Source organism: Rhodococcus globerulus, assembly GCF_019334125.1.
Classification (GTDB): domain Bacteria; phylum Actinomycetota; class Actinomycetes; order Mycobacteriales; family Mycobacteriaceae; genus Rhodococcus_F; species Rhodococcus_F globerula.
In genome coordinates this window covers 2,280,207-2,303,704 of the sequence record NZ_CP079698.1, presented here as the reverse complement: position 1 = coordinate 2,303,704, position 23,498 = coordinate 2,280,207, and the positions used below count along the sequence as shown (strand labels likewise).

The following is a 23,498-nucleotide window of genomic DNA, read 5'->3' as shown; positions in this document are numbered from 1 at the left end:
TGGTGGTAGTTCGTGACACAGCAGCCGACGAAAAATCAGCAGGCGACACGAAATCGGACAATGTAGTTCCCCGCGTGGTTCTCGTAACCGGCACAAGCCGATTTCTGGGCGGTTACCTGGTAACCCGACTGGCGCAGAATCCGGCAATCGAGCGAGTGATCGCCGTTGACTCCGTGAGCCCGAGCAAAGACATGTTGCGCCGAATGGGCCGTGCCGAATTCGTGCGCGCCGATATCCGCAACCCTCTCATCGGCAAGGTCATCCGAGGCGCCGAAGTTGATACCGTCGTACACGCGTCGACCCTGCAGAAGGCCCCCAAATCAGGCTCACGCGCAGCGATGAAGGACATGAACGTCATCGGTGCAATGCAGTTGTTCGCCGTGTGTCAGAAGGCCCCTACCGTTCGCAAAGTCGTTCTCCGCTCCGCGTCGGTTGTGTACGGGTGCAGTGCCAAAGATCCCGCCCAGTTCACGGAAGAGATGAGTGCGCGTCGGCGCCCGCCCGGAGGCTACGCCAGGGACACCCTCGAAATCGAGGGGTACCTCCGAGGCATGGGACGTCGCCGGCCCGACATCGACGTGGCAATTCTGAGACTTGCTCCGCTGATCGGCCCCCAACTCACCGCAACGGTCGGGCACTACATCAGTGCACCCGTGGTTCCCACCATTGCCGGACGTAACGCACGTCTGCAGTTGCTGCACGCCGAGGACGCGCTTGCCGCGCTCGAATGCGCCACCGTTACCCCGGTGGCGGGAACGTACAACATCGCAGCAGACGGGGTTGTGATGATGTCGCAGGCCATCAGGCGAGCCGGACGCATCGAAGTTCCGATGCCGCTGGCGCTGTTCCGCAGCGTCGGCAACGCCTTGGTGGGTTCGTCCATGCGGTTGTACACCGACGAACAACTCGAGTACTTCCGGTTCGGGTGCGGTCTGGACACCACACGAATGCGCAGCGAGATGGGATTCGAGCCGAGGTGGACGACGATGCAGGCGCTCGACGACTTCGTCCGGGCCATGCAGACGCGGCGGATCATCGGGCCCGAGTGGATCGACCGGGCGGAGAAAACGTTGACCGCGATAGTCGGCGGCAACGGAGCCGTGGCGTCACCGAGCGCCGACGTGATGTCGATGACGACCCCGGACCGAGGTGTGGTGGAGCGATGAGTGACGTGGCAAAGGTAATTCCGTTGCGGCCGCACCCAGCCCGAAGCGAAGCAAGCTCACGTGAATCGGTAACCGGCGCGCAACGATTGGTGCGAGAGCAGAGCGAGCGCCGGCATCCTTCGAGTGGGGCGTTGCCACCCAAGACTCCGAACGACGGGTCGTTTGTCGACACCGTCCGCTCGGGACTGGTCGATCAGATCGCGTCGACGGCGGAGTTCCTACGGCGCCGGATGGCCGGTGACTACGAGGTCGACGAGTTCGGGTTCGATCCGCACTTCGCGGACCACATCGTCATGCCGGTGCTGCGGCCACTGTTCGAGAAGTGGTTTCGTGTCGAGGTCAGCGGAATCGAGAACATCCCCCTTACCGGCGGCGCTCTGGTGGTCGCGAATCATGCCGGCGTGATTCCGATCGACGGGTTGATGACGTCCGTTGCCGTACACGATCACCATCCGGCGCACCGGCCACTGCGAATGTTGGCTGCGGACATGGCATTCGAGATGCCGCTGGTCGGCGGACTTGCGCGCAAAGCGGGGCACACACTGGCTTGCAACCCGGACGCCGAGCGACTTCTGCGTGAGGGTGAAGTGGCGGCGGTCTTCCCCGAAGGGTTCAAGGGAATCGGAAAACCGTTCAGTGAGCGCTACAAGTTGCAGCGGTTCGGGCGCGGCGGATTCGTTTCGGCCGCAATGCGTACCGGAGTTCCGATCATCCCGTGCTCGATAGTCGGCTCGGAAGAGATCTACCCGAAAATCGGCGACTTGACGACGCTGTCACGGTTGTTGGGCCTTCCGTATTTCCCGGTCACTCCGTTGTTTCCGCATCTGGGACCGCTCGGGCTGGTTCCGCTGCCGTCGAAGTGGCACATCGAATTCGGGACACCGATCGTCACGGACACGTACGACGCAGGTGCAGAAGAGGATCCGATGGTTCTCTTCGAAGTGACCGACCACGTGCGCGAGACCATCCAGCAGACGCTCTACCGACTGCTGGCCAAGCGCCGCAACATTTTCCTGGGCTGAACTGAAAGCGGGGCTGAACTGAAAGCGGGGCTGAACTGAAAGTCCGGATCGGATTCGATCCGGACTTTCGATTCCGTCAGGCGTTCTGTTCTTTCCGACGCGCAAGGATAACGGCGAGTGCACCACTGATCGCCCCGAGCACCAGCGCCGTGGGAACACCGATCTTGGCCGCTTTGCGCGCGGTGCGGAAATCACGCACTTCCCAGCCGCGGTTCTTTGCGAGTTCGCGAAGATCGGCGTCGGGATTGATCGCAACAGCGGTACCGACGAGGGACAGCATCGGGACGTCGTTGTGAGAGTCGGAGTATGCGGAGCACCGCTTGAGGTTGAGGCCCTCGCGAACCGCCAGTGTGCGGACGGCATGCGCCTTGCCCATTCCGTGCAGGATGTCACCGACAAGACGGCCGGTGAAGACGCCGTCCTCACTTTCCGCGACTGTGCCCAAGGCTCCGGTCAGACCCAACTTCTCGGCGATGACCTGCGCGAGTTCGACAGGGGTAGCCGTCACCAACCAGACCTGCTGGCCCGCGTCCAAGTGCATCTGAGCCAACGCACGGGTGCCAGGCCAGATCTTGTCCGCGATCACCTCGTCGTAGATTTCCTCACCGAGGCGGGCGAGTTCAGCCGTTGACCGGCCGGCGACAAACGAGAGAGCCTTCTCGCGGCCCTCGGCAACATCGTCACTGCTCTCGCGTCCCGTTACCCGGAATTTGACCTGTTTCCAGGCGAAATCCACCAGGTCCGACGTTTTCAGGTATTTCCGGGCGGCCAACCCACGTGCGAAGTGAATGATGGACGCACCTTGGACCATGGTGTTGTCGACGTCGAAGAATGCCGCAGCAGTGAGGTCTCGCGGCACCGCCGGTACAGCGTCGTCGGCCGTGGGCTCTTCCGCTTGGGCGGCCGCGGTGAGTGCCAGGGCCGCGTCCGCACTGGCCTCACCGGCGAGGTTGGCTCGAACTTCCGATTCGCTCGGTCCCAGCGGATTCTTGACCCGGCGACGACCAGGGAGAATGACCCCGGCCAGCCCCGACCCGAATCCGGAACCGTTCGGTAGTGATCGCGCAGGCACCCGCACCTCCCGTGTTGCACCGTTGAGCAGAGAACTCTTGAAGTCAGCCTATCCTCCGCGGTGAGGCTCCAAGGCGTGGATGGCGATGAGTGTCGGTGTGTGTGACCTTCCTCTCGGGCGATTTGGTATCGGGGTGGGCACAAAAGGCACACTTGACCGACTGATAGATGAACATCGCGCCTGAGGAAGGGTCCTTACTCGATGACTGTGAACACCCATGAAGTGACCTTGTTGACCCGTGCGGGATGTGCCTCCTGTGTAGGCGCGGCGGAGGTGCTGGCGCGGGTCTGCAGCGAGTTCGAGCTTGAAGTGACGTGCATCGACGTGGACGAAGCCGCAGCAAGCGACCCGGAACTGAGGGCCGAGTACGGAGACCGGCTACCGGTCATTCTTCTCGATGGGCGCGAGCACGGTTACTGGGAAGTCGACGAAGAGAGACTTCGAGCCGATTTACGCAAGTAAGGCAATGCTAAATATGGGGAAATCTGCCGCTCTGCAGGTTAAAGGCACATCGAACCCGTTCCAAGCAACTTTGTGCATGGGTTCACAAGCGGTTACCGTGGTGTGAACATTCCCCCCGGAGCATCGTGGAGGTCGACAACTGTGTCGGTCGGACGAGGAGCCAACGACGTGACCGAACCGCACCAGACGCACGAGCCATCGGCTCAGCGCGTCACCGGCGCTGCGGGCCGTCCTGTCACCACTGCTGCTCCAGTCGCTGCTGAGGTCGATCCCGCAACTACGCAGGATCGCGTCATCCCCCAGGCTACGGTGACCCGGTTGGCGGCATACCTGCGGGTCCTCGGAGTCATGTCCGATCGCGGTACGTCCATCGTCTCCAGCGAAGAACTGGCGCAGGCATCAGGCGTCGGATCAGCGAAGTTGCGCAAGGATCTTTCGTTCCTCGGTCCCAACGGTGTTCGCGGCGTCGGGTACGACGTCACCAAACTTCGCATCCGCATCGAGCGTGCGCTCGGGCTGGACCGCGGACACAAGGTTGTTCTGGTGGGCGTCGGAAACCTCGGGAAAGCACTGGTCGGCTACGGCGGGTTCAGTCGTCGTGGATTCGAGATGGTCGGACTCTTCGACAGCGACGCCGCTCGCGTCGGAACCCAGGTGGGGGATCTGACCGTGCGGGACACCGCCGAACTCGAATTCGCGTGCCGCGAACTGAAGGCCACCATCGGCGTCATCTCCACTCCGGACGAGGCCGCGCAGGACGTATGCGATCAGTTCGTTCGCGCCGGCCTCCTCTGCATCATGAGTTTCTCGCCGATCGCTCTCGACGTTCCGGATCACGTGGAACTGCGACGGGTCGACTTGGCAGTCGAAATGCAGGTTCTCTCGTTCAACAGTGCACGCAACGCAGATCAGGCGTCAGCTGCACCAAGAGTGCGCGTCGCTCATGCGGCACCCGCTTCGTCCCGTCCCTCCACAAGTTCACCCGCTCCGGTCGGAGCAGGTTCGACAAGAAACGGATCAGTGATCGCGCCGTGAGTGTTTTGCTTGTCGGGGTTTCGCATAGAACTGCGCCCGTGCCGGTTCTCGAGCGAGTGGCGGTGACCGACACCGACCGTCCGAAGTTGATCGACAAGCTTCTGGCGTCGTCGCACATCACCGAGGCGATGATCGTCTCCACCTGCAACCGGGTAGAGGTATATGCAGTCGTGGACGCATTCCACGGCGCTCTCACCGAGGTCGGCGAGATTCTCTCCGACCATTCCGGTCTGGACCTGACGGCCCTGCATGCCCACGCCTACGTGCGGTACAGCGAAGCTGCCGTCGAGCATCTCTTTGCTGTCGCGAGCGGACTCGACTCGATGGTGATCGGCGAGCAGCAGATCCTCGGCCAGATTCGTACTGCCTACGCGTCGTCCGACGCGCAGCAGGCGGCAGGGCGGGTTGTGCACGAGCTTGCCCAGCAGGCACTGCGTGTCGGCAAGCGGGTGCACTCCGAAACCGGAATAGATTCTGCCGGAGCATCAGTGGTGTCGGTGGCGCTCGACCGCGCTGCCGGAATCCTCGGTGACGGTGGATTGGTCGGACGCACCGCAGTGGTTGTCGGCGCAGGTGCGATGGGCGGACTGTCGGTCGCGCACCTGACCCGCGCCGGAATCGATCGCATCATTGTGGTCAACCGCACCCGCGAGCGTGCCGAGCACTTGGCGGACACCGCTCGTTCCAACGGCGTCATCGCCGAAGCTGTTGATTTCGAGCAGCTTTCAGCGGTCATGGCGCAGGCGGACGTGTTGGTGACCTGTACCGGTGCGGTCGGAGCAGTAGTCACATTGGCCGACGCGCACCGCGCGCTCGCCGAACCCGATCGCAACCCGAACAAGCATCTTGTCATCTGCGACCTCGGTCTGCCCCGCGACATCGACCCTGCAGTATCGGGTCTGCCCGGCGTCACGGTCCTGGACATGGAAGCGCTGCAACGGGATCCGGCTGCGGGGGCCGCGGCATCCGACGCCGACGCTGCCCGCGCCATCGTTGCCGGTGAGTTGGCGATGTACCTGGCCGGTCAACGACTCGCCGAGGTCACACCCACGGTAACGGCTCTGCGGCAGCGCGCCGCAGATGTCGTCGAATCCGAACTGATGCGCCTCGATTCGCGGTTGCCCGATCTCGACGATCCGCAACGCGACGAAGTGGCACGCACCGTACGACGCGTCGTGGACAAACTGCTTCACGCACCTACCGTGCGCGTCAAGCAACTGGCGTCGGCGCCTGGCGGAGATTCATACGCGGCCGCGCTGCGTGAACTATTCGAACTCAGCCCGGCACTGCCCGCGGCAGTGGCCGCACCCACCGATCGGGTGGACGGCGATCGCGGTGGAAGGGACAAGCAGGCATGAGCACCACACCACTGCACTCCGAGGGCACCCTGCGGATCGGTACTCGCGGAAGCCTTCTCGCCACCACACAAGCCGGAACCGTGCGCGACGCACTCATTGCGGCCGGGCACCCGGCTGAACTGGTCATCATCAAGACCAAGGGCGATCAGTCCACCGATCCAGTGCAGAAGATCGGCGTCGGCGTGTTCACGGCGGAGCTTCGAGAAGCGTTGGCAGACAACCGCGTCGACGTTGCCGTGCATTCGTACAAGGACTTGCCCACTGCGCAGGACGAGCGTTTCGTGATCGCCGCGATCCCGCCTCGCGAAGATCCGCGTGATGCGCTGGTTGCCCGTGACGGACTGGTGCTCGGTGAACTTCCGGCGGGATCCAAGGTCGGAACCTCTGCGCCGCGACGAGTGTCACAGCTCGCGGCCCTCGGCCTCGGGCTCGACATCGTGCCGCTGCGCGGAAACCTGCAGCGCCGGCTCGGCAAGGTCGAATCCGGTGAACTCGATGCCGTGATCCTCGCTCGCGCCGGTCTGTCCCGCATCGGCCTCCTTGATCTCATCACCGAGAACATCGAGCCCGTTCAGATGCTTCCGGCGCCGGCGCAGGGTGCGCTGGCAGTCGAATGTCTCTCTGCCAATGAAGAATTGGTGGCGATACTCGCAGAGCTCGATCACGCGGACACACGTGCGGCGGTCATCGCCGAACGCGCCCTGCTGGCCGAACTCGAAGCGGGATGTACTGCCCCCGTAGGGGCACTCGCCGAAGTTGTCGAATCAATCGACGACAACGGCAAAATTTTCGACGAACTGTCGATCCGCGGCTGCGCAGCCGCATTCGACGGTTCGGACGTCATCCGTACCGGTGCAGTCGGTGCACCGGACAACGCCGAGGAACTCGGCAGAGCGGTGGCCCGAGAGTTACTCGAACTCGGCGCCCGAGAGTTGATGAACGTGACCACAGGCGAGGCCGCCGATGTTTGACACAACCTATTGCACTTGCACCAAGTTCCCATTTCGATACAGCGCACTGGAGAATCACCGATGACCCGAGTCCGAAAGAACACTCCCGGACGGATCCTGTTCGTGGGATCGGGACCGGGCGACCCCGCCCTGCTCACCGTTCGCGCACGCGACGTCCTCACCGGCGCAGCCTTGGCATTCACCGATCCTGATGTGGACAAGGGCGTCGTCGCTCTCGTGGGCATCGACATGGGTCGCGACGAGGAAACCGGCGAACTGATCGCCGACGTGCGTCCCGCACTCGGGGAACCGGCCGAGGTCGCCAAAACTCTTGTGCACGAAGCCAAGAACGGCCACGACGTCGTCCGTCTCGTCTCGGGTGATCCGCTTACCACGGATTCCGTGATCGCCGAGGTCACCGCGGTGGCACGCACCCAGGTTCAGTTCGAGGTCCTGCCAGGACTGCCCTCCGGCTCAGCGGTTCCCAGCTATGCCGGCATGGCACTGGGATCGGGACACACCGAAGCCGACGTGCGCGGCGAGGTCGACTGGGCCGCACTGGCCGCAGCACCGGGACCACTGGTCTTGCACGCAACCTCCGGACACCTCGCCGAGACCGCCAGCGCACTGGTCGAGAACGGCATGGCTCCGCAGACCCCCGCAGCGATCACCGTGCGCGGCACCACCCGGCAGCAGCGCACCGTCGAAGCAACGTTGGCGACGCTCAACGAGGCCGGCTCCGAACTGGTCGGCTCCTTGGTCATCACGGTCGGCAAGGTTGTCGCCCAACGCAACAAGATGTCCTGGTGGGAATCACGCGCACTGTACGGCTGGACCGTCCTCGTGCCGCGCACCAAGGATCAGGCCGGCGAGATGAGTGACCGTCTGGTCACCCACGGCGCCATCCCGATCGAGGTCCCGACCATCGCCGTCGAACCGCCGCGCAGCCCCGCTCAGATGGAACGCTCCGTCAAGGGACTCGTCGACGGTCGCTACCAGTGGGTCGTCTTCACCTCCACCAATGCTGTTCGCGCAGTGTGGGAGAAGTTCGAAGAGTTCGGCCTCGACGCCCGCGCATTCTCCGGCGTGAAGATCGCCTGCATCGGCGAAGCCACCGCAGCCAAGGTCCGCTCGTTCGGTATCAACCCCGAACTGGTACCGAAGGGTGATCAGTCCAGTGAAGGGCTGCTGGCCGAATTCGCGCCGTACGACGACGTTTTCGACCCGGTCAACCGAGTTCTGTTGCCCCGCGCCGACATCGCAACCGAAACCCTCGCCGAAGGCCTGCGCGAACGTGGCTGGGAAATCGACGACGTCACCGCGTACCGCACTGTGCGCGCCGCACCGCCTGCCGCCGAGACCCGCGAGATGATCAAGACCGGCGGATTCGACGCCGTGTGCTTCACCTCGTCCTCGACGGTGCGCAACCTTGTCGGTATCGCCGGCAAGCCGCACGCTCGCACTCTGGTTGCGTGCATCGGCCCGAAGACCGCCGAAACTGCCATCGAGTTCGGACTGCGCGTCGACGTGCAGCCCGAAACCTCGCAGGTAGGGCCGCTGGTCGAGGCACTGGCCGAGCACGCCGCTCGCCTGCGCGCCGAGGGTGCATTGCCGCCTCCGCGCAAGAAGTCACGTAGGCGCTAAAGCGCCTGTGCGCCTTTCTGGTAGTGCCCACTACCGGAAAGGCGCACAGGTCAGACGAAGGAGGACCCTTCCTGTGTTTCCCACCCATCGTCCGCGCCGACTCCGGCGAACCCCTGCGCTTCGGCGACTGGTAGCGGAGACGACCCTCGAACCGCGGCACCTCGTGCTGCCGATGTTCGTTGCGGACGGTATCGCCGCCCCGCGTGAGATCTCCTCCATGCCTGGCGTGTACCAGCACACTCTCGACTCGTTGCGAGCAGCGGCTACCGAGGCGGTGAGCGCCGGCGTCGGCGGTCTGATGCTGTTCGGTGTGCCCAAGCCCGAGGACAAGGACGCGCAGGGATCGGGTGCTATCGACCCCGACGGAATTCTCAACGTCGGATTGCGGGCTCTCGCAGACGAACTCGGTGATTCGACGGTCATCATGGCCGACACGTGTCTCGACGAGTTCACCGATCACGGGCACTGCGGAGTGCTGACACCGGCCGGCGCCGTCGACAACGACGCGACCTTGATTCGATACGTCGAGATGGCGTTGGCTCAAGCAGATTCGGGTGCTCATCTCCTCGGACCGAGCGGAATGATGGACGGGCAGGTCGGGGCGATTCGCGGCGCACTCGACGCGGCGGGGTACACCGAGGTCGGTCAGTTGGCGTACGCAGCGAAATACGCGTCGGCGTTCTACGGGCCGTTCCGCGAAGCAGTCGGATCCTCGCTGCAGGGTGACCGTCGTACCTATCAGCAGGACGCGGCCAACCGTCGTGAGTCGTTGCGCGAAGTTGATCTCGACATTGCCGAGGGCGCGGACATGGTGATGGTGAAGCCCGCCATGTCGTATCTCGACATCCTGCGCGAGACTGCGGACCGTTCACCGGTGCCGGTGGCTGCGTATCAGATCTCGGGGGAGTACTCGATGATCACAGCGGCTGCGCAAAACGGCTGGATCGATCGCGACGCCGCAGTTCTCGAATCACTGACCAGCATCCGACGTGCCGGTGCCGACGTCGTTCTCACGTACTGGGCGTCCGAGGTCGCCGGTTGGTTGTGAGCTCGGACCAAGCCGGATGATCATGAAGTGCCGGACAGATAGGCTGTCATCATGACCGAGCCGTGGCAGCCTCCTCGCCAGGAACCGCCGTACGACAACCAACCGTCGTACGACAATCAGCAGTATCAGAACCAGCAGTTCCAGAATCAGTTCCATCCGCTGGGCCCGATGCCGACCAATCCGTCGTCGCATCCTTCGGGCACGCAGAAGTCCGAGCCGCCGACGGACGTGGTGACGGCGATTCAGCTGTGGTGGGCAGTGGCTGTGCTCGGTGTGGTGCAGGGCGGCGCGATGATCGCGATGATGCTCGGTCAGAAGTCGTCGTTCATCGACGAGATGATGAGCAATCCCGCCGCCGCCGACGCGGGTCTCACCCGCTCGGACATCGAGAGTGTTTTCCCGATGGCTGTGGTGGTGTCGGTGATCATGATTTTGGTGTTCACCGCGCTTTTCCTGCTGGTCGTGCGATCGATGAGCCGCGGCAAGAACTGGGCGCGCATGCTGTTGACCTTTGGTGGGGTCTTCATGGTCGTCTCTGCGATTCCGGTGATTCTCGGTCTCGGTGGGGGCGGTGACGGTGCCACCCTGCTGTTCGGCGGCGCGCAGATCCTGCAAGCTGTCGCGGCCGTCGGTGCCATCGTGATGATGCATCGCAAGGAGTCGAATCCGTACTTTCTGAGGTTCCCCCCACAGTCCCGGTGAGGCGCCATGCGGGGTAGTGTGAGTCAGGTCACGACGGTAGTTGGGAGAGGCAAGCGCAGTGCATTCTCGAGACGCTTTGAACGCCGAGGGCACACATGACGCCCCACGACCGCGACGCAGCTCGCGAACCGAAATGATCGTATTTCTGCTGTTGGGTATATCCGTGATCGCCACTGCACTCCTGGTTGTCGTGCCAGGAGTCGTGAGTGGCTAGCGCGGACTCGGCACCTGTGACGACGTCGAAGAAAGTCCGGCCCCCCACCGCTGTCAACGCTGCCTTCTGGTTGTGGATAGCAAGTGCATTCCTCCTGATCCTGTTCGGCTTGATCAACCTCTCCAGCGCGTCGTACGAGCTCCGGGAGCAGTTCGCTGATCAGGGCGTACCGACGGACAACATCGATACGTATGTCACGTTCGTTCGCGTGTCCGGCGTGGCGTTGCTGGTCAGCGGCTTGGTTGTCGGCGGCTTGGCCGGCCCGACGCGGCTCGGCCGGAGGTTGTGTCGACGGATACTCGTCATCTATTCGGGAGTCTTTGTGTGGCTCCAGCTGGCACTGGTGATTACCGGTATCAGCACCGCTCTGGCGTTGGTTGTTCCGGTGATGCTGATCAGCGCGGGGGTGTCGATTTATCGGGGCTCGACGCGCAGCTGGTTTGCTCATGGCTGACAACGCGTCCGAGGTTCTGTTCTACGAGCCTGGTTCGCGGATGTCGGCTGTTGCCCTCGGTCCGGCGTTCTGCCTGGTGGCTCTGGTGATCGAATTGTTTACCGGGCCGGTGGTGCACTGGTTCGGATTGGCAATGTTCGCGGTGATTCTGACGGGCTTGGTCTACGTGCAGGTCACTGCCGCGCGCCGGCATGTGAGCGTCGAGTTGACCGACGCGATGCTTCGTCAGGGCACCGAGGAGGTTCCGGTCGACGAAATCGCCGAGGTGTTTCCCGAATCGGACGACTCCGCCTACGAAGACGAAATGGAGCCGTGGGAAACCGCCCGAGCGCTCGGCGAACTGTCCGGAGTGCCACGTCGTCGTCACAGCATCGGCTTGCGACTGACGACGGGTGGTCTGGTCCGAGCCTGGGCGAAGGACGACATCGCGTTGCGTGAGGCGTTGAATCAGGTAATGGCGCGCCGCGGCGAAGCGGAAAGTGCGCGAGATTCCGAGAGGGTGTCCGATGACTAGAAAAGTCGATGCCAAGACCTTGGTAGGTGTTCTGGGTATGGTCGCGGCGCTGACGCTGGCGCTCGTGTGCTGGCGATCAGGGCTGACCACGTCGACCTTCGGTCCGATTATCGAGGGCGCACCGTCGTTCGAGGGCACCCACTACGACGGACTGTGGATCTCCGGTGCCGGTCTGGCTCTCTTGCTGGCCGGGCTCATGGCGATCGATGTGACGCGTCGGCTCCGTATGGCCTACGTCGCATCCGAGTAAGCACTATACGGGTAGGGGGTATAGTGGCGTTATGAGTGGTTACAGCCCCGAGCAGGACGATCTGCTCAAACGTCTTCGCCGCATCGAAGGTCAGGTCGCGGGTATCTCGCGCATGGTTGCCGACGATCGGTACTGCATCGACGTCCTGACGCAGGTTTCGGCCGCAACCAGCGCGTTGCAGTCAGTGTCCCTGAAGCTTCTCGACGCGCACCTTGCCGGCTGTGTTGTCGAAGCCGCCAAGCAGGGCGGTCCGGAAGCCGACGCCAAGATCAAGGAAGCTCAGGCAGCGATCGCTCGCCTCGTTCGTTCCTGAGTAGCTGTTCGGTTCACTCCGTGATGGCCCGAGCGAGCGCGCGGGCGGAGAAGTTCACGAAATGCTCGGGTGTGATTTCTTTGGCGACGTTGATGACGATGGTGTCCGACAGGCCTTTGAGTCCGGAGAGCACAAGATGGATGAGCGCGGGGTCTTCGATCAACCGGCTGCCTTCGGCTGCAGCAGATTCGGTGAGCGCTCGAATCAATGCCGAGTTGAAGACCGCAACTGATGCGTGAAGTTCCCGCATGCTGTCGCGGTCGGATCCGGCCATTCCCTCGATGTCGCGCCACGTGGTGGTGAGTCTGCCGACTCGCGCCCAATGCCGCGCGAATTCGGGAATCATGGACTCGAGTAGCGGCGTCAGTCCTTGCTCGCGGGGGAGCGAGCTCACGAAGTCCGCCATTTCCAGTTGGCTCTCGCTGAGCAGGGCGGCAAAGATGTCCTGCTTGTCGACGAAGTACTGGTAGATCAGGCCGGTGCTCGTTCCCGATCGTTTTGCCACCGCGCGAATAGTGAGCGCGGAGTAGCCGCCTTCGTCGAGGAGTGCGATCGCCGCGTCCAAGGTACGGCGTCGGCGCGCTTCGGCGTCGCCGTAGATCGAGTTAGTGCTGGTACTGCTCATTTGATCACCGTAGTCGGGACAGGCCGCAACCTCAATTGCAAATGAACGTCGTTCATTCTTGACCATAGGGTTTGCTGTTCAGTGATACCAATCACAGAAAGAACATTGTTCGAAATAGAATGAACATCGTTCATTCTGGTGCTACGCTATGGCGCAGACCACATCGAGACCAGTGCGTAGCGCTGGACACTCTGCGGTCGGCCTGACGTTTCTTCCCGTATCCATCGGGAGGTCTACACAGTTGTGGAGTACCTATGACACGCACCAACGATGAACGCGCGGCGATCGAGATCGCCGCTGCGGCTGGAGAACTTCTGCTCGAACACCGGAAATCCCTCGGTGCGAACGACGTCGATGCCGCGACTTTCAAGGACGCTGCCGATCGGCTCAGTCACGACTTCATCGTCGCCGAACTTGCCCGACGCTTCCCCGCGGATGCGGTGCTGTCGGAGGAAGGCGCTGACGACCTCGCGAGGTTGAATGCGGATCGGGTGTGGATCGTCGACCCGCTCGACGGCACCCGTGAATACGGAGAAGCCGGCCGATCGGATTGGGCCGTGCATGTCGCACTGACCGAAAACGGCGTCCTCACAACAGGTGCGGTCGCAATGCCTGCCCTCGGCGTCACCTATGCAAGCAGCGATGATCGAACCGATCGCGGCGCTACGACGCCGGTACGCGTCGTCGTGTCGCGGACGCGGCGTCCGGAACCGGTCATGCGAATGGCTGACTCGATGGGCGCGGAGCTGATCGAGATGGGCTCTGCCGGCGCCAAAGCGATGGCAGTTGTATCCGGAGAAGCAGATATCTATGCACATGCGGGCGGACAGTACGAGTGGGATTCGGCGGCCCCTGTTGCCGTCGCACGCGCTGCGGGACTGCATGTTTCGCGTATCGACGGCAGCGAACTTCGCTACAACCAGGAAAACCCGTGGCTGCCGGATCTGCTGATCTGCCGACCTGAACTCGCCCCGAAAGCACTGGAGGAACTGGGCCGATGACCACGACACTGACGCACCTCGAACGACTCGAAGCCGAGAGCATTCACATCATGCGTGAAGCTGCCTCGCAGAGCGAGAACCCGGTGATGCTGTACTCGGTGGGCAAGGACTCCGCCGTGATGCTGCATCTGGCACGCAAGGCTTTCTACCCGTCGAAGCTGCCGTTTCCGCTGCTGCACGTCGACACCACGTGGAAGTTCCGCGAAATGTACAAACTTCGTGACAGTACCGCTGCTGCAGGCGATCTCGATCTGATCGTCTACACCAATCCGGACTGCGTCAAGCAGGGGATCAACCCGTTCACTCACGGCTCGGCCGTCCATACCGACATGTGGAAAACCGAAGGCCTCAAACAAGCCCTCGATCACTACAAGTTCGACGCGGCATTCGGCGGCGCCCGCCGTGACGAAGAAAAATCCCGGGCCAAGGAACGGATCTTCTCGATCCGATCGGCAGCGCACCGCTGGGATCCGAAGCAGCAGCGACCGGAGCTGTGGCGGATGTACAACGTCCGCAAAGCGCCGGGTGAAAGCCTGCGCGTCTTCCCGCTCTCGAACTGGACCGAGCTGGATGTGTGGGAATACATACGCCAGGAAGAGATTCCGATCGTTCCGCTGTATTTTGCCGACAAGCGTCCCGTCGTCGAACGTGACGGCGCCCTGATCATGGTCGACGACGACCGGATGCCCTTGTTGCCGGGAGAAACTCCGGAACTCAAGAGCGTCCGTTTCCGCACCCTCGGCTGCTACCCGCTGACCGGTGCCGTCGAATCGACCGCCACCAGCTTGACCGAGATCATCTCGGAAATGTTGCTCACCACCACCTCCGAACGCCAGGGACGGGTCATCGACCACGACTCGAGTGCGTCGATGGAAAAGAAGAAGCAAGAAGGGTACTTCTGATGACTGTTTCCTCGGATCTGATCGCCGACGACATCGAGGCATACCTCGAGCGCCACGCGAACAAGAGCATGCTGCGATTCATCACGTGCGGCAGCGTCGACGACGGCAAGAGCACCTTGATCGGCCGTCTGCTCTACGAATCGAAACTCGTCTTCGACGATCAACTGACGGCACTCGAAGCGGATTCGCGCAAGAGCGGCACCCAGGGTGAAGGGCTCGATTTTGCGCTCCTCGTCGACGGTCTCGCAGCCGAACGTGAGCAGGGCATCACGATCGACGTCGCCTATCGCTACTTCACGACAGAACGTCGCAAGTTCGTTGTTGCCGATACCCCCGGGCACGAGCAGTACACCCGAAACATGGTGACCGGCGCATCGACAGCCGATCTCGCGGTGATCCTTGTCGACTCACGCAAAGGCATCCTGACGCAGACGCGTCGGCACTCGTATCTTGTGTCGTTACTCGGGATCAAGCACGTGGTGCTCGCGGTCAACAAACTCGACCTCGTCGACTACTCGCAGGAGGTCTTCGACGCCATCATTGCGGACTACACGAGCTTCGCTCACGAGATCGGTCTCGACGGGTTTGTCGCCATTCCGATGTCGGCATACAAGGGCGACAATCTCACCGAGCGCAGCGCGAATACCCCGTGGTATTCCGGGCCCAGCCTGATCGAACATCTCGAATCCGTGGACATCGACGATGCCGCCGCCTCGGCTCCGTTCCGGATGCCGGTGCAGTGGGTCAACCGGCCGGACCTCGACTTCCGGGGATTCTCGGGCCAGATCGTCTCCGGGACAGTCTCTCCCGGTGATCCGATCCGCGTGCTCCCCAGCGGAAAGACGTCCACCGTCGAGCGCATCGTGACGATGGGCGGCGACCTCGATGTGGCCGGTGCGGGCCGCTCGGTCACCATCACACTCACCGACGAGATCGACATCAGCCGCGGCGACGTGCTGTCCATCGGCGACAATCCGCCGGCCGTCGCAGACCAGTTCGAGGCCCACATCGTGTGGATGGGCGAGGCGCCCATGCTGCCCGAACGGCCGTTCCTGTGCCAGATCGGTACCGTCACGGTCACTGCGCGCATCACGAAACCGAAACACAAGATCAACGTCAACACCCTCGAAAAGACCGCAACGACAACCCTCGAGCTCAACGAAATCGGTGTGTGCAACATCAGTTTCGATCGCGCGGTCCCGTTCGACCCCTACACGGGAAACCGTGACACCGGCAGTTTCATCCTCATCGATCGCCTCACCAACAGCACAGTCGGTGCCGGCATGATCACGCACTCGCTGCGCCGATCCGACAACATTCACTGGCAATCCGTCGACGTCGACGAGGCCGCGCACACCAGGCTCAAGGGACATAAACCCGCCGTTCTGTGGTTCACCGGGCTCTCCGGTTCGGGGAAGTCGACCATCGCCAACGACGTCGAGCGCCAACTGCACGCTCTCGGCGCACACACCTATCTCCTCGACGGAGACAATGTCCGTCACGGTTTGAATCGAGACCTCGGGTTCACCGAAGCCGACCGCGTCGAGAACATCCGCCGCGTCACCGAAGTGACCCGCCTGATGGCGGACGCCGGCCTGATCGTTCTCGCGTCGTTCATTTCGCCGTTCGAGGCCGAGCGTCATGCGGCCCGTGAATTGATCGGGGACAGCCAGTTCGTCGAAATCTTCGTCGATACCGCTCTTGCCGTCGCAGAGGAGCGAGATCCCAAGGGACTGTACAAGAAAGCGCGACGTGGGGAGTTGGTGAACTTCACCGGCATCGACTCACCGTACGAAGCGCCGCAGAGTCCCGATATTCACATCGACACCAGTGTCACGACGACCGAGGATGCTGCGAGCGTCATTGTCGACTATCTCCGCGCCCGCGGAACCATTTCTTGACCCGCCTGAACATGAGGAGCCTTCATGCCTGACAGGGCTGAAATCATTTCTGTCGTAGAAGATTACGTCAAGTATCTCGGAAGCCACGATGTTGACAATCTGGTTGCGCTGTTTGCCGCCGACGCCGTTCAACACGAACCGTTGGGTGTCAAGACCTATCGCGGGGTCGACGAGATTCGCGCATTCGACACGGCAAACGCGCAGGTCGACTTCACAGTCAGCCTGCTCGGTCCGATTTCGGTGACGGGAAAGTACGCAGCAATGCAGCTTCGGGTGCAGCGCGTCGGTATGGCCGACTTCGCTGCCTCCGACCTGTTCGAATTCGACGACAACTGCAAGATCGTCTCGTTGAGTGTGGTTCTCGATCCGCAGGCACTGTGTTGAGCGCTCAGGGCCTGCTGGCCGGAAAAGTAGTCGTGGTCTCGGGAGTCGGCCCGGCACTGGGTCGTTCGATCGCAGTGCAGAGTGCGGCGGCCGGTGCGAAGGTTGTTCTGGCCGCCCGCACGCCCGAGCGTTTGGAATCGGTGGCAACCGAGATCCGTGATCGCGGCGGAATCGCTTTGGCGGTACCGACGGATCTCACCGACGTCGATTCGATTGCGTCGCTGGCGCAGACTGCCGTTGCTGAGTTCGGTGCCGTGGATTGCCTTGTGAACAATGCCTTTGTCCAACCGGCGCAGGTCCCATTGCTGGAAGCCGACATGGCGTCCATCCAGTCGGGCATCGACATCAACTTGCTTGCGGCGTTGAACGTCACACGCGCATTGGTGCCGGCATTGACCGAGGCGCAGGGGTCCGTCGTCATGGTCACGTCCATGGTGCTGCGCAATCAGCTTCCCGGATTCGGGGCATACCGCGTGATGAAAGCCGGACTCCTGGCAATGGCCCGCAGTCTGTCGATCGACCTCGGTCCAAAGGGGATTCGAGTCAACTCCGTTGCCCCCGGCTATATCTGGGCGGACTCGGTCAAGAACATGTTCGAGAAGAAGGCGGCGGCCACCGGAGTCGACCCCAAGGTGATCTACGACGAGATAGCAGCTGGCGCCGATCTGCGCCGGCTACCAGAACCCGATGACATTGCCAACGCTGTCGTCTTCCTCCTGTCCGATTCGGCCAGGGCCATCGCCGGGCAATGTCTCGACGTCAACTGCGGTCACACGCACCACTGATCAACTCATACAAGACCGATCAATTCTCAAAGGACGTGTCATGACACAGGATTACGACGGCATTGGTTCCATCGAGGACTTGCACCAGGCAGCGTGCGAAGAAGCCGGTTACGACGACTTCGGTAGCGACGGCTATCTCGAAGGGCTTCGGGTTCTGCTCGAGTCGTTCCAGCAGGAAGCCGACCTCACTCCGCACGGCAAGGTGATTGCTCGCAAGATGATCATCGGAGCGCTCGCGGGACGACTGACCAGCGAGGCCGGATTCGCGAAATACCCCGAGCACGTCGATGTTCCGATCGAGCGTCCGATCTTCGTAGTCGGGTTGACTCGGACCGGCAGCACCGCGCTACACCGGTTGCTGGGCGCTGACCCGGCGCATCAGGGTGCCGAGATGTGGCTTGCCGAGACGCCGCAGCCGCGCCCGGAGCGCGACAAGTGGTCGGAGAACGAAGATTACGTTCGCTCAGACGCCTTCTACCGAGCCCGTCAGCGCAACGAGGCTGACCTGATGAAGGTGCATTTCATGGGGGCGGAGGAGGTCGAGGAATGTTGGCGTCTACTGCAGCAGACGATGCTCTCGACCGCGTTCGAGACCGTTGCGTACGTACCGAGTTACACCCGGTGGCTGGCGAAGCAGGACTGGACCGAAACGTATGCGCGGCACAAGAAGAACCTGCAGCTGATCGGGCTGCACGATTCGGATCGACGATGGGTGCTCAAGAGTCCGAGCCACGTCTTCGCGATCGACGAGATCATGTCGGTCTATCCGGATGCGTTGTTCGTTCGCACATTCCGGGACCCCCTGACATCGATGGCGTCCACTTTCAGCCTTGCGGAGCAGGGCGGACACGACATGTCGAAGGCCTTCGACCGTCCGGCCATCGGACGCACCCAACTCGACCTGTGGGCGCGCGGTAACGCGAACTTCAACAATGCCCGTACCCGTTACAACTCCGATCAGTTCATCGACGTCGACTACAAGGACTTCATCTCCGACGCGGTCGGCACTGTCGAGAAGATCTACGCGCAGTTCGACCTGCCCTTCACGGACGAGGCTCGGGCCGCGGTGGATGCGTCGCATCAGGCGAGCCTCGCAGAACACCGTCGTCCGTCACACCGCTATTCGCTCGAGGAGTTCGGCGTGAGCGCCGCCGACGTCGAAGCGAAGTTCGCCGCCAGCTGATTGCTCGAAAAATCCACTAGAACAAGGAGACTCATATGAACGCTACTTGGGAAAAGTTCTGCGCAGATCTGCTCGAGGTCGGGAAGGTCCTCGAAGACGAGATCGTTCCTCAGGATCCGCTGACGCAGGCCGAGGGCGTCCGCTACCTGAGTCGGTTGCTCCGCTACGGCACAATCAACTGTGTCGAGTACACCGATCCGCGGTGGCCGCAGTTCACGTCCGCACCGAACCCGAACATGATGACGAAGATCGGTGCCGACAACCCGGACAACGTTTACATGCGCGCCAATATTTCCGGTAAATACAGCTACCGGATCATCGGCAGCCGGGGCACGGTTCCGCTGATCACGTTCGGTTCACGCATCAATCGGTACCACATCGACGGCACGATGCTGCAGACCGGCGACCTGCACATCCACGACCTCGAGGTTGACGAGAACGGCCGTTTCGAGTTCATCGCGAGCGTGGACAAGCCGGCGGAAGGTGCCTGGCTGCCGCTGGCAGCCGACAGCAATCTCATCTCCGTTCGACAGACGTATCGGGATCGACGCAACGAGGTACCCGGTGAGCTGAGCATCGAGTGCTTGAACCCGGACGGCGACTTCGAGCCGCTGAGTCCGGAAGAGTTGGGCGTGCGCCTGGGCAAGTCGGTCGGGATCGTGAAGGGGATGGCGGAGACCTTCCTCGAATGGTCGCGCAAATTCCAACCGCACACCAACGAGATCTTCGACTGGGGACAGGACTACTTCCAGAACGCCGGCGGCGATCCGACGATCTTCTACTTGCACGGGTATTGGAAGCTCGCCGAGGACGAGGCGTGGGTCATCGAGACCGAAGTTCCGAACTGCGAGTACTTCAACTTCGTGCTGCAGAACTTCTGGGTGGAGTCGCTCGACTACAACCGGACGAACATCTACATCAACAACCACACCGCAAAGCTCAACGACGACGGCACCCTGACAATCGTGGTGGCGGCAAAGGATCCGGGTTACGGCAACTGGATCAACACCGATTCGCACGCGGAGGGGACCTGGGCGATGCGCTGGATCAAGGCGGACTCCCACCCGATTCCGACGTCGAAGGTAATCAAGCTCTAAGGCAGGCAGACTCACTCGGTCCTGTGTGAATCGTCGTACTACGTGGTCATATCGGCCGCGTAGTACGACGTTCGCTGCGCGGGATAATGTCACTGGTTCATCTCAGCAGGGGAATCGTATGCACACCACAGTAATTCGGTCCACTACCCGCCTGGTTGCGCTCGGTATTGCCGGCGCACTTCTGTTGACCGGCTGCGCGTCGAGTAGCGGCGACTCTTCGGATGCGAATCCCCAGACGCGCAGTGGTGCAGCTGGGTACGTCGGCGCACAGGACGCCGGGGAGCCGATCGGCGGGGGTGCTCTCACCTTCGGGTCCTATTCGTTCCCTTCCTCGCTGGATCCCACCAAAACTCAGGCTGCCGGCTCGACCGGCGGGACCGAAATGGCCGCAATCTACGACACGCTTGTGCGCAGCGACTCCGCAAGCGGGAGCTTCGTGCCACAGCTGGCGAAGTCGCTGACGAATAATGCCGACTTCACCGCGTACACAGTCACCCTGCCCGAGGGCTTGACCTTCAGCGATGGAAGCCCGCTCAACGCGGAAGCGGTGAAGTGGAGCATCGATCGATTTGTGGCGGGCAAGGGGGATGTATCGCAGTCTTGGCTGAACATTGTGGAGCGGGTCGATACGCCGAACGAGACCACGATCGAGTTTGTGCTCAAACGGCCGTGGCGTCAATTTCCGGCACTGTTGTCGCTCGGCCCCGGAATGATCGTCGCGCGAAGTTCCGACGCAGGGGGAGCGTTCACTCCGATCGGGGCCGGGCCGTTCACCTTGGCCAAGTTCGCGCCGCACGAAGAGTTGATACTTGCCGCGCGCCCGGACTATCAGGGAGGTAAACCTCCGCTGGACACGGTGCGTTTTGTTCCCACCTCTGGCGCCCAGGCTCAGTACGAATCGCTGAAGAGCGGTCAGATCGACATGACGTACATCCTTCGCGACGAGGCCGTAATCAAACGCGCTCTCGACGACGGATACTCCGGCTACCTCAGTCCCACCGGTCAGAACGGGATCGGCACGATCAACAACCGCGAGGGCAGGCCAGGAGCCGACGTCCGCGTCCGCCAGGCAATCGCGTACGGGGTGGACCCGGAAGCCGTCAATACACGTGCGAACAACGGATTAGGCACTGCCAGTTCCGAACTGGTACCGGTGTCGTCGCGGTGGTTCAACAACACCGAAGGCATACCGTTCGATTCGTCGAAGGCAAAGACCCTGCTCGATCAGGCGAAAGCAGACGGATACGACGGCAAGCTCCGCTACCTCACGACCTCGGAACCCGGCCAACAGGCCACCGCATTGACGGTGCAGGCGTCGCTGAACGCCATCGGTTTCGACGTCACCATCGACTACGCAACCGACGTCACGGATCTTGTTCGCAGGGTGTACAAAGACCACGATTTTGACATGACCAGGGGCGGCGCTCCGGTCGGGGAGGAAGCGCCATACATCAATTTGTACAACAGTATGGCCAGTGATTCGAAGAACAATCCTTCCGGTTTCGCAGATCCGGAAATGGACACGCTGATCACAGCTGTGCAGACTGCGCCCACCGACGATGCTGTCCGCGACGCCATCAGCAAGGTGCAGGAGTATGCCAACACGGCTGTGCCCTACGTAATCTGGGGCCCGGCAGCGGTATTGACGGCCTGGGACGACAACATTCACGGCGTCACACGCAACCTCACGGACATCATGTTCTTCGACGAAGCCTGGATTTCACCGAAGTAAGTCGACTGTGCGAGACGATCCGGATGGCCGTCCCGGTCATCAGGATCAGTCGAGTGATTGCCTGCTGCAAGGCATTACGGTCGGGTCTGACATGTCAGTCGAGTAGCGATGAAAATGGTGGAACGATGAAGTGGTCGTTGGCGGGCGCGATGATCGACGCTCTGGAACTGTGCGAGTTGGCTCAGGTTACCGAAGAGGCGGGCTTCGACGGTATCGCAATGCCGGATTCCGTGTTCTATCCGGAGCAGGTGTCGGCGCCGTATCCGTACACCGTTGACGGCAAGCGGATGTGGGCCCCCGAGACGCCGATGCCCGATCCTTTCATAGCGATGACGGCAATGGCTGCGGTGACGTCTCGAATCCAGTTTTACACCAATGTATTCAAGCTTCCGCTCCGTGATCCGTTGTTGACGGCCAAGCAGGTTTCGACCATGGCGGTGATGTCGGGAAACCGCATCGCGATCGGCGTCGGGTTGTCGTGGATTCCCGAGGAGTTCACCTTCACCGGTACGGAGATGCGTACCCGTGGCGCGCGGACCGACGAAGCGATCGAGATCATCAAGGCCGTATGTGCCGGCCGTGGCCCGCAGTGGGTTGAATACCACGGCAAACACTACGATTTCGATGCTCTGATGATCAGTCCGGCTCCGGAGATTCCCGTACCGATCTACATCGGTGGGCACAGCGAACCGGGATTGCGCCGCGCCGCGAGGCTGGCTGACGGGTGGATGTCGGTGAACACCACCAAAGCTGAATTAGCCTCTGCCATCGACCGTCTGACGAAGTTGCGGGCCGAGTTCGGCCGTGCCGACGTCCCCTTCGAGATCAACGTCTCGCCCACCGACGTACGCGACATCGATGGATACCGCGAACTCGAGGAGTTGGGCGTCACGGAAATCAGAGTGTCGCCGTGGTATCGCTACGGCGTAGACCCCGGAGATCGTCAGGGAAGACTCGACTCGATTCGACAATTTGCCGACGAGGTCATTTCCCAGTACTGATCTTCTCAGTACTGATCTATCAGCGTCTGCATCGCCCGGCCGTAGAGTTTTGCCACCTTGTCCCGATCTGCGGTCGGCGCGATGCTCTCGGTGCTGAGCGCGCTCAGCAACCCCGAAACCTGGGCGGAGACGAGCAGTGCCCGGGTGTAGGCGTCGTCGCCCGGTAAACGGTCGGCGAGGTTGGTGGCAAATGTGCTTGTCATTTCCCTCAATCGTCCGCGGATGCGGGGACTGTCGGATGCGCGTGTCAGCGCCGTGAACACCGACAGCATTCGGGCGTCTGCCTTGCCGAGGAGAAACGATGCGATCTGCTCGCCGAGCGTGTCGAGCGGGCCGTCGAACTGGCCCTCGAAGTAATCCTCGACCGGTGTGGTTTCCAGGAACAGTGCTTCCTTGGATCCGAAATGCCGGATGACCAGAGCCGGATCGATACCGGCAACCTTCGCGATTGCCCGAACGGATGTGCCGCCGAACCCGTGCTCGCCGAACAGTTGGAATGCTGCGGCGCGAATCGCCTCGGGCGTCGAGGGATGATCCGCCTCAGGCGTCTGTCCACTGGGTGTCACGCTATCGACCTCTGTGCTCGCTCTCACGCCGACCTCGTTGTCAACGCTGTTGACTCTATCGTGTCAACGGTGTTGACTGTTGAGTCTGTCAACGGTGTTGACAGCTAGATGCGGTTA

25 protein-coding genes are annotated in these 23,498 nt (G+C 62.0%); 22 read left to right on the top strand and 3 right to left on the bottom strand.

The features are described from left to right. The first annotated feature begins 74 nt into the window (after window positions 1-74). Window positions 75-1,166 (top strand): NAD-dependent epimerase/dehydratase family protein, encoded by a 1,092-nt coding sequence (locus KYT97_RS10430; protein ID WP_141484823.1) that lies wholly within the window; start codon window positions 75-77, stop codon window positions 1,164-1,166. Further along, on the top strand, window positions 1,163-2,188 hold the full coding sequence (locus tag KYT97_RS10425; protein ID WP_033235494.1) for a lysophospholipid acyltransferase family protein: 1,026 nt from the start codon (window positions 1,163-1,165) through the stop codon (window positions 2,186-2,188). The genes KYT97_RS10430 and KYT97_RS10425 overlap by 4 nt, the downstream gene beginning before the upstream one ends. A 76-nt stretch (window positions 2,189-2,264) precedes the next feature. Here KYT97_RS10425 and KYT97_RS10420 read toward each other — a convergent pair whose 3' ends face one another. Next, window positions 2,265-3,260, bottom strand: coding sequence for an HAD family hydrolase (locus KYT97_RS10420; protein WP_033235493.1), 996 nt, complete (start codon window positions 3,258-3,260; stop codon window positions 2,265-2,267). A gap of 201 nt (window positions 3,261-3,461) precedes the next feature. Between KYT97_RS10420 and KYT97_RS10415 the strand changes: the two genes are divergently transcribed. From KYT97_RS10415 to KYT97_RS10365, 11 genes are all read left to right on the top strand, one after another. Then, the gene (locus tag KYT97_RS10415; RefSeq protein WP_033235492.1) at window positions 3,462-3,722 is read left to right on the top strand and encodes a glutaredoxin family protein; all 261 of its coding nucleotides are present in this window, start codon (window positions 3,462-3,464) and stop codon (window positions 3,720-3,722) included. Window positions 3,723-3,863: 141 nt separating this feature from the next. Further along, window positions 3,864-4,757 carry a redox-sensing transcriptional repressor Rex gene (locus KYT97_RS10410; protein ID WP_095886734.1) on the top strand — a complete coding sequence of 298 codons (894 nt, stop codon included), beginning with the start codon at window positions 3,864-3,866 and terminating at the stop codon, window positions 4,755-4,757. Beyond that, a complete protein-coding gene (locus tag KYT97_RS10405; RefSeq protein WP_219112205.1) occupies window positions 4,754-6,115 on the top strand; it encodes a glutamyl-tRNA reductase in 1,362 nt (453 codons plus the stop codon). The genes KYT97_RS10410 and KYT97_RS10405 overlap by 4 nt, the downstream gene beginning before the upstream one ends. Next, on the top strand, window positions 6,112-7,086 hold the full coding sequence (gene hemC / locus KYT97_RS10400) for a hydroxymethylbilane synthase (protein WP_033235489.1): 975 nt from the start codon (window positions 6,112-6,114) through the stop codon (window positions 7,084-7,086). The genes KYT97_RS10405 and hemC overlap by 4 nt, the downstream gene beginning before the upstream one ends. A 60-nt stretch (window positions 7,087-7,146) precedes the next feature. Beyond that, complete coding sequence (locus tag KYT97_RS10395; protein ID WP_033235488.1) at window positions 7,147-8,709, top strand: bifunctional uroporphyrinogen-III C-methyltransferase/uroporphyrinogen-III synthase; 1,563 nt, start codon at window positions 7,147-7,149, stop codon at window positions 8,707-8,709. A 73-nt stretch (window positions 8,710-8,782) separates the two neighbouring features. Further along, entirely contained in the window at window positions 8,783-9,757 is a 975-nt protein-coding gene (gene hemB, locus KYT97_RS10390; RefSeq protein ID WP_033235487.1) for a porphobilinogen synthase, read from the top strand. Window positions 9,758-9,808: 51 nt separating this feature from the next. Next, window positions 9,809-10,459, top strand: coding sequence for a hypothetical protein (locus tag KYT97_RS10385; RefSeq protein ID WP_033235486.1), 651 nt, complete (start codon window positions 9,809-9,811; stop codon window positions 10,457-10,459). Window positions 10,460-10,665: 206 nt separating this feature from the next. Then, complete coding sequence (locus KYT97_RS10380) at window positions 10,666-11,127, top strand: hypothetical protein (RefSeq protein WP_239654589.1); 462 nt, start codon at window positions 10,666-10,668, stop codon at window positions 11,125-11,127. Continuing rightward, a complete protein-coding gene (locus KYT97_RS10375) occupies window positions 11,120-11,641 on the top strand; it encodes a hypothetical protein (RefSeq protein ID WP_045063842.1) in 522 nt (173 codons plus the stop codon). The genes KYT97_RS10380 and KYT97_RS10375 overlap by 8 nt, the downstream gene beginning before the upstream one ends. Next, entirely contained in the window at window positions 11,634-11,891 is a 258-nt protein-coding gene (locus KYT97_RS10370) for a hypothetical protein (RefSeq protein ID WP_219112203.1), read from the top strand. Before KYT97_RS10375 ends, KYT97_RS10370 begins: the two co-directional genes overlap by 8 nt. A gap of 31 nt (window positions 11,892-11,922) precedes the next feature. Continuing rightward, on the top strand, window positions 11,923-12,204 hold the full coding sequence (locus KYT97_RS10365) for a metal-sensitive transcriptional regulator (protein ID WP_033235483.1): 282 nt from the start codon (window positions 11,923-11,925) through the stop codon (window positions 12,202-12,204). A gap of 13 nt (window positions 12,205-12,217) precedes the next feature. Here KYT97_RS10365 and KYT97_RS10360 read toward each other — a convergent pair whose 3' ends face one another. Then, window positions 12,218-12,829, bottom strand: coding sequence for a TetR/AcrR family transcriptional regulator (locus tag KYT97_RS10360; RefSeq protein WP_033235777.1), 612 nt, complete (start codon window positions 12,827-12,829; stop codon window positions 12,218-12,220). A gap of 254 nt (window positions 12,830-13,083) precedes the next feature. On the opposite strand from KYT97_RS10360, the gene KYT97_RS10355 reads away from it, so the two are divergent. The 9 genes from KYT97_RS10355 (at window position 13,084) to KYT97_RS10315 (ending at window position 22,815) form a co-directional block, all read left to right on the top strand. Continuing rightward, a complete protein-coding gene (locus tag KYT97_RS10355) occupies window positions 13,084-13,830 on the top strand; it encodes a 3'(2'),5'-bisphosphate nucleotidase CysQ (protein WP_033235482.1) in 747 nt (248 codons plus the stop codon). Beyond that, window positions 13,827-14,732: a sulfate adenylyltransferase subunit CysD gene (cysD, locus tag KYT97_RS10350; RefSeq protein ID WP_045063838.1), complete on the top strand. Its 906-nt coding sequence runs from the start codon at window positions 13,827-13,829 to the stop codon at window positions 14,730-14,732. Before KYT97_RS10355 ends, cysD begins: the two co-directional genes overlap by 4 nt. Beyond that, a complete protein-coding gene (gene cysN / locus KYT97_RS10345; RefSeq protein WP_219112201.1) occupies window positions 14,732-16,633 on the top strand; it encodes a sulfate adenylyltransferase subunit CysN in 1,902 nt (633 codons plus the stop codon). The genes cysD and cysN overlap by 1 nt, the downstream gene beginning before the upstream one ends. 24 nt (window positions 16,634-16,657) lie before the next feature. Then, a complete protein-coding gene (locus tag KYT97_RS10340; RefSeq protein ID WP_033235479.1) occupies window positions 16,658-17,017 on the top strand; it encodes a nuclear transport factor 2 family protein in 360 nt (119 codons plus the stop codon). Next, complete coding sequence (locus KYT97_RS10335; protein ID WP_092802101.1) at window positions 17,011-17,802, top strand: SDR family oxidoreductase; 792 nt, start codon at window positions 17,011-17,013, stop codon at window positions 17,800-17,802. The genes KYT97_RS10340 and KYT97_RS10335 overlap by 7 nt, the downstream gene beginning before the upstream one ends. 40 nt (window positions 17,803-17,842) lie before the next feature. Beyond that, window positions 17,843-18,985 (top strand): sulfotransferase family protein, encoded by a 1,143-nt coding sequence (locus KYT97_RS10330; RefSeq protein ID WP_219112200.1) that lies wholly within the window; start codon window positions 17,843-17,845, stop codon window positions 18,983-18,985. Window positions 18,986-19,020: 35 nt separating this feature from the next. Continuing rightward, window positions 19,021-20,082: a DUF1214 domain-containing protein gene (locus KYT97_RS10325; RefSeq protein WP_045063830.1), complete on the top strand. Its 1,062-nt coding sequence runs from the start codon at window positions 19,021-19,023 to the stop codon at window positions 20,080-20,082. Between the two features lie 118 nt (window positions 20,083-20,200). Next, window positions 20,201-21,814, top strand: a complete 1,614-nt coding sequence (locus tag KYT97_RS10320; protein ID WP_219112198.1) for an ABC transporter substrate-binding protein — start codon at window positions 20,201-20,203, stop codon at window positions 21,812-21,814. A 125-nt stretch (window positions 21,815-21,939) separates the two neighbouring features. Further along, the gene (locus tag KYT97_RS10315) at window positions 21,940-22,815 is read left to right on the top strand and encodes a TIGR03619 family F420-dependent LLM class oxidoreductase (protein WP_219112196.1); all 876 of its coding nucleotides are present in this window, start codon (window positions 21,940-21,942) and stop codon (window positions 22,813-22,815) included. Between the two features lie 5 nt (window positions 22,816-22,820). Here the strand turns inward: KYT97_RS10315 and KYT97_RS10310 are convergent, their stop codons facing one another. Then, window positions 22,821-23,381, bottom strand: coding sequence for a TetR/AcrR family transcriptional regulator (locus tag KYT97_RS10310; protein ID WP_219112194.1), 561 nt, complete (start codon window positions 23,379-23,381; stop codon window positions 22,821-22,823). Window positions 23,382-23,498 lie beyond the last annotated feature (117 nt).

Excerpts from the sequence above, each read along its gene's own strand:
- KYT97_RS10325 (WP_045063830.1), top strand. The coding sequence starts at position 19,021 with ATGAACGCTACTTGGGAAAAGTTCTGCGCAGATCTGCTCGAGGTCGGG.
- KYT97_RS10330 (WP_219112200.1), top strand. The coding sequence starts at position 17,843 with ATGACACAGGATTACGACGGCATTGGTTCCATCGAGGACTTGCACCAG.
- KYT97_RS10425 (WP_033235494.1), top strand. The coding sequence starts at position 1,163 with ATGAGTGACGTGGCAAAGGTAATTCCGTTGCGGCCGCACCCAGCCCGA.
- KYT97_RS10375 (WP_045063842.1), top strand. The coding sequence starts at position 11,120 with ATGGCTGACAACGCGTCCGAGGTTCTGTTCTACGAGCCTGGTTCGCGG.
- cysD (WP_045063838.1), top strand. The coding sequence starts at position 13,827 with ATGACCACGACACTGACGCACCTCGAACGACTCGAAGCCGAGAGCATT.
- hemC (WP_033235489.1), top strand. The coding sequence starts at position 6,112 with ATGAGCACCACACCACTGCACTCCGAGGGCACCCTGCGGATCGGTACT.
- cysN (WP_219112201.1), top strand. The coding sequence starts at position 14,732 with ATGACTGTTTCCTCGGATCTGATCGCCGACGACATCGAGGCATACCTC.
- KYT97_RS10365 (WP_033235483.1), top strand. The coding sequence starts at position 11,923 with ATGAGTGGTTACAGCCCCGAGCAGGACGATCTGCTCAAACGTCTTCGC.
- KYT97_RS10360 (WP_033235777.1), bottom strand. The coding sequence starts at position 12,829 with ATGAGCAGTACCAGCACTAACTCGATCTACGGCGACGCCGAAGCGCGC.
- KYT97_RS10385 (WP_033235486.1), top strand. The coding sequence starts at position 9,809 with ATGACCGAGCCGTGGCAGCCTCCTCGCCAGGAACCGCCGTACGACAAC.
- KYT97_RS10415 (WP_033235492.1), top strand. The coding sequence starts at position 3,462 with ATGACTGTGAACACCCATGAAGTGACCTTGTTGACCCGTGCGGGATGT.
- KYT97_RS10395 (WP_033235488.1), top strand. The coding sequence starts at position 7,147 with ATGACCCGAGTCCGAAAGAACACTCCCGGACGGATCCTGTTCGTGGGA.
- KYT97_RS10340 (WP_033235479.1), top strand. The coding sequence starts at position 16,658 with ATGCCTGACAGGGCTGAAATCATTTCTGTCGTAGAAGATTACGTCAAG.
- KYT97_RS10370 (WP_219112203.1), top strand. The coding sequence starts at position 11,634 with ATGACTAGAAAAGTCGATGCCAAGACCTTGGTAGGTGTTCTGGGTATG.
- KYT97_RS10320 (WP_219112198.1), top strand. The coding sequence starts at position 20,201 with ATGCACACCACAGTAATTCGGTCCACTACCCGCCTGGTTGCGCTCGGT.
- KYT97_RS10355 (WP_033235482.1), top strand. The coding sequence starts at position 13,084 with ATGACACGCACCAACGATGAACGCGCGGCGATCGAGATCGCCGCTGCG.
- KYT97_RS10315 (WP_219112196.1), top strand. The coding sequence starts at position 21,940 with ATGAAGTGGTCGTTGGCGGGCGCGATGATCGACGCTCTGGAACTGTGC.